This window comes from Verrucomicrobiota bacterium, assembly GCA_037139415.1.
GTDB lineage: Bacteria > Verrucomicrobiota > Verrucomicrobiia > Limisphaerales > Fontisphaeraceae > JBAXGN01.
The window spans coordinates 1-3,848 of record JBAXGN010000328.1 but is presented as its reverse complement, the minus strand read 5'-3'; the positions used below and the strand labels follow the sequence as shown (position 1 = coordinate 3,848).

Annotated in this window: 3 protein-coding genes; 1 reads left to right on the top strand and 2 read right to left on the bottom strand. The window is 59.7% G+C overall.

Translation table 11 applies throughout. From position 1 onward, the window contains the following. Positions 1–893: 893 nt before the first annotated feature. Positions 894–2,090 (top strand): ammonium transporter, encoded by a 1,197-nt coding sequence (locus WCO56_29235; protein MEI7733685.1) that lies wholly within the window; start codon positions 894–896, stop codon positions 2,088–2,090. A gap of 221 nt (positions 2,091–2,311) precedes the next feature. Here the strand turns inward: WCO56_29235 and WCO56_29230 are convergent, their stop codons facing one another. Continuing rightward, entirely contained in the window at positions 2,312–2,659 is a 348-nt protein-coding gene (locus WCO56_29230; GenBank protein ID MEI7733684.1) for a hypothetical protein, read from the bottom strand. Positions 2,660–2,788: 129 nt separating this feature from the next. After that, on the bottom strand, positions 2,789–3,493 hold the full coding sequence (locus WCO56_29225; protein MEI7733683.1) for a hypothetical protein: 705 nt from the start codon (positions 3,491–3,493) through the stop codon (positions 2,789–2,791). Positions 3,494–3,848: the final 355 nt, after the last annotated feature.

The window sequence follows — 3,848 nt, the reverse complement described above, 5'->3', positions numbered from 1 at the left end:
TTTCTTATCCTCTCAGCTATCGTCGGCCACTTACACGAAAATATTTATAGCCTCAGATTCTGCCGCACTTCCCGAGGGTTCTACGACACTTCTCCGGAGTTTTGCCGTACTTCTCCAGGGTTCTACGATACTTCTTGGGAGAACTGCCGCACTTCCTGGGAGTTCCACGACATTTCTCCGGGGTTCTGCCGCACTTCTTGAGGGTTCCGCCATATTTCTCCGGGGTTCTGCGGCAGAACTCCGGAGAAGTGCCGCAAAATACTGGAGAAGAACGGCGGAATATAGCGGTTGAGCGGCAGACTATTGGGGTTCCAGTCCAAAATCCCAGAGGTCCAGACCAGAATCCCAACCTCCCGGTCCAAAAACAAGCCATTGCAAGGCAGAACCCCACCCCTGCGCCGGGGAACGTCACTCTTCCCGACCGGAACCCCACCCCCGAAAACCGGAAGCACCCAGTTCCCAACCGGAACCACCTCCCGGAACCTCCCCGCCAAACCCTTCCCGCCCGGAACCCCGTCGGCGCGGCGCTCAAAGGAGCGCTTCCCAAAGCAGGCGACGCGGTAACGAGTCTCAAACAGGACGGCGCGGGAAAATTTGGAGTGCGGGGGCAACCGAAGCGGGAAAAAGGGGCGACGGGCGACCCCGCTTTGGATTTGCCCCGTCCAGTGGAGTGAGCGCGGGTGTACCTGGGGAGACGCAACTATGCCGGTGCGGAGGATTTTGCCGGTGGGGAAATTCCCAGAGCTTCATACCCCCTCACCGCCCCGGCGGCGCGCCAAGGGGAAACAAGGGCTGATTCGGAACTGTGGATAAATATACCCAAGGCTTGACTCGCCGAATTCAATAATTAAAAGTGGCTGAAGTAAATACGCCGTTTAAAGAAAGCCATACGCATGTCAAAAAATATGTCCATCAGCAAAGTCCTTCTGGGCGGGTTGTTATTCACCCCGGCAGCAGTGTTCGCCGAGTCGGTAGCACCGGGCGGGGCCGCCGCCGCATTGCGCGACGTGCAGCAATATAATTTCGCGATTCATATCCTGGCCATGCTGCTGGTCGGCTTCGGGTTCCTGATGGTGTTCGTCCAACGCTATGGCTACAGCGCCACGACTGGCACCTACCTCGTGGTCGCCGTCGGGTTGCCGGTGTATTTCCTCCTGCGCGCGCGGGGGATTCTCACCGCCGAAGCGGTGCCGGCGCATAGCATCAAGGGATTGCTGCTGGCCGAGTTTGCCGTGGCCTCGGCGCTAATCTCCACGGGCGCGGTGCTGGGCCGAATCCGGCTGCCGCAATACGGGTTGCTGGCGCTGATCATGGTGCCGCTGTACATGCTCAATGAGTGGCTGGTGCTGGATGGCGGATTGGGAGTGACCAAGGGGTTTGTGGATTCCGCCGGCTCGATCATCATTCACGCGTTCGGGGCCTATTTCGGCCTGGGCCTGGCGGTGGCGTTGACCCGCGAGGCGCATCTGGGCAAAGAAATCCCCGGCGACGCCACCTCGAACCGCTTCTCGATGATCGGCTCCATGGTGCTGTGGCTGTTCTGGCCCAGTTTCTGTTGCGCGGTGGTCCCGCCCGAGCAGGTCGCGGCCACCGCCGTCAACACCATCCTCGCCCTGTGCGGCGCGACGCTCTCCACCTGCATTTTCAGCGCGTACTTTAACCAGCGCAAAGTGATGATTGGGGATATTGCCAACGCCGCGCTGGCCGGCGGCGTCTCCATTGGCGCGGTCTGCAATGTGGTCTCCAGCTCCACCGCGCTGCTCATCGGCGCCGTCGCGGGTGCGCTATGCGTGTTCGGATACGCCGTGGTGCAAGGGAAGATCAAGAACGCCTGCAAAATCGTGGATACCTGCGGCGTGCATAACCTGCATGGCATGCCCGGCTTGTTTGGCGGGTTAGCCGCCATCGCCGTCGTGCCCGGCATCGCCAAGGCGCAATTAATCGGCATCGCGGTCACGCTCGGGCTGGCGCTGGTCGGCGGCCTGATCGCCGGCTACCTGATCCGTGCCACCGGCACCAAGCATAACATTTACGAAGACCACGAAGAATTCATCCAGACCGAGCAAAAAGGGACCGTGATCGAGGATTGATCCATTCTCGAACGAAAAATTTTGCAGAAAAATGAAGAGGAATGGTCGGGAAGCGCAAATTCTGGTGCGGCGGCAAAGCGGGGTGACAGGGGCCGCGACGCCACTTTGGATAGCCCCGGTCGCAGAGGAGTAGGTCTCCCCGGCGCGCGGGCTCACACGCGTTGGCGCGCCACCAAAAGTGGTTGCGGCGATGGCGGCAGGGATACTTTTATCCCCTTCCCCTACTGCCGGCGCAGCGCCAGGATCAGCGCGTTCAGCGTGTTCTGGATCGTGCCCACTTCCCATTGCGTCGGCGGATCGCTCACCACGAAATCCAGCGTCGCCACCCCGTTGCTGTTCGCGCTGCTGTTGTTGAGGACGTTGTTGATGGCGTCCGCCAAATTCTGCGCGCTGATCTCGCCCAGCGGCCCTTGCTGGCCGGGCTGACCATCATTGCCGGGGGGACCTTGCGGTCCCGGCGGCCCGGCGGGGATGGCGTCAATCTCGGATTTCAGCCCGTTGAATTGTCGGCGCAGTTCTTCAGCGGAGAGCAGCGAACCCTCGACTGGTTTATTCGGATCAAATGACATAAGAAAAAAGGCTAAAGGTTAAAGGCTAAAGGCAAAAGTTAAGACCAATCCAGTGGCTGCGGGCGAGTGAGGGTGGTGGCCAGCCCTCCGGTGCTCACCCGCAGCCAGTTTGTTTTCATTCATGGTGGGTTACACACCAACGGCGATTTTTAGGATGGCGGTCCAATCCCCGTTGGGCACATCGTTATCCACAAACCGCAGCCGGTATTCGCGCATCTCCGCCGTCCCCGCGACCAACAGCGGGCGGGCATCCACATAGGGCGAATGGGCGGGCCGGGCCAGTTCCGCCCAGGCCCCACCGTTGCGCCGGCTTTCAATCAGCACGCCCTCGTGGCCATAGCGGATGATCGTGAGTTTGACGGATTGTTGGCCGTCGCCATCCAACAGCTTCAACTTCACTTTGGGCACCGGATGCTCCGTGGCATCCTCGCGCGCGATGATCTGCAAATCCTGGCCGATCGCGTCCGTATAGCCATCGCTGTCCTTGATATCTTTGATGAAGTCAAAAATCAGCGTCAGCGCGCCGGGCGGCACCGGCACCACCCCGGTGGGCAGCGCCGGCGGGGTGAAGGTGATCAGCGCGATCGGGCTGGAACCCGTGCCGTGCTCGACCGCGATCTCCGTATCCGTGGCCGCCTTGCTGAAGGCGCGGATGGCGCCGATCCATTGGCTCAGGACGTAACGCAGGAACTTGCAGGCCGCCAGCAGTGCATCCGCCTTGGCCTGCGATAACCCCAACGCCGCGATATGCGCGGGCAATTTACTGATCATGTTGTCGAGCCAGACCACTTGCGCGTCTTTGCGGCTCGGATAATATTGCTGTTTTAGTTTCATAGAACCTTTCTTTGTTTGTTTTGGTTTAACGGTAACGGTTCCGGCTGCCGGATAGTGCCACCCGACACCATACCGGGTTACCAAATCATCATAATGTGGTTGCCAGAGTGTATTCATAACCCCCTCGGCTCCTTTCCAAACGCGCCGGTCGCCCCGATGCCTTCCGGTATTCGCGCTGCCGAAATCAGTTCAAGGATGGTCATAATTCCTCCTGTCTTTACGGTCGTTCATGCGTCTTTGGCACGGTTTCATGCCAAAATGGAGAGGATCCATAGTGGAACTGCCGAGTTCCATAGTGGAACTGCCGAGTTCCATAGTGGAACTGCCGAGTTCCATAGTGGAACTGCCGAGTTCC

Coding starts and splice junctions, on each gene's coding strand:
- WCO56_29230 (MEI7733684.1), bottom strand. CDS start 2,659: ATGTCATTTGATCCGAATAAACCAGTCGAGGGTTCGCTGCTCTCCGCT.
- WCO56_29235 (MEI7733685.1), top strand. CDS start 894: ATGTCAAAAAATATGTCCATCAGCAAAGTCCTTCTGGGCGGGTTGTTA.
- WCO56_29225 (MEI7733683.1), bottom strand. CDS start 3,493: ATGAAACTAAAACAGCAATATTATCCGAGCCGCAAAGACGCGCAAGTG.